At 77.6% G+C, this 820-nt stretch carries 2 pseudogenes; one reads left to right on the forward strand and one right to left on the reverse strand.

Going from position 1 to position 820, the window contains the following annotated elements:
- Nucleotides 1-337: pseudogene (locus tag G3I42_RS04190) on the reverse strand (S-methyl-5-thioribose-1-phosphate isomerase); the annotation flags it as partial.
- Between the two features lie 135 nt (nt 338-472).
- Here G3I42_RS04190 and G3I42_RS04195 point away from each other — a divergent pair.
- Nucleotides 473-820: pseudogene (locus G3I42_RS04195) on the forward strand (hypothetical protein); the annotation flags it as partial.

Below are 820 nucleotides of genomic sequence, written 5' to 3' on the forward strand. Positions count from 1 at the left end.
GCCGGGCGCCCCGCGCCAGGTTCACCGCCGTGGGCCGTGCCGAGGCGAGCGCGTCGGCTGCCTCGTCCACGTCGAAGCCGCGCGCGGCGGCGAGCGCGACCCCGTACGCCCCGGCGATCCCGAGCAGCGGCGCCCCGCGCACGGCGAGCGAGCGAATGGCCTCGACGAGTGCGGGCGCGTCGGTGCACACCAGCTCCGCCTCCTCCTCCGGCAACCGCCGCTGATCGAGCAGCACCACGACCGGCCCCTCGGGCGGCTCGGCCCAGCGCAGCACGGAGGGTGACTGCCCGGGAGGCGGGGAAAGCGGTGTCTGCGGTACGGGGAACTCGTCAGCCATTCCCCCAGTCTGCCCTCCTCACCACCCCCGGCAGAAGCCGCCGGAGACCCCCCGTTCCCCCCTCCCGGGAGCCCCGTCGACTCACCTGTTCGCGTGACACGATGTGCCCACGTCACCGCCCGAGAAGGAGCACCGATGCCGCCCACCCCCGACCCCGCCGTCCCCGACAACCCGGCACCGGACTCCCCACCGCCGGGCGCGAGGGACGAGGAACGGCGGAAGGACTCGGCAGGACAGCGGGAGCGCTCGGCGGGCGCCGCGCCGACGGCGGGACAACCGGACGGGTCCGGGCGGGCGGGTACGGGGGCGGAGCGGCCCGACGACTCCGCGCAGGCGGGAGCGGGGGCGGTACAGCTGGCGGACGGCTCCGCGCAGCCGGGGGCAGCGGCGGGACAGCTTCCGGACGACCCCGCACGGCCGGGGGCGGCCGGGCAACCGGACGGCTCCGCACAGCCGGAAACGGTGCCGGCACAGCCCGTGGGC

The organism is Streptomyces sp. SID11385 (genome assembly GCF_010548245.1).
Classification (GTDB): Bacteria; Actinomycetota; Actinomycetes; order Streptomycetales; family Streptomycetaceae; genus Streptomyces.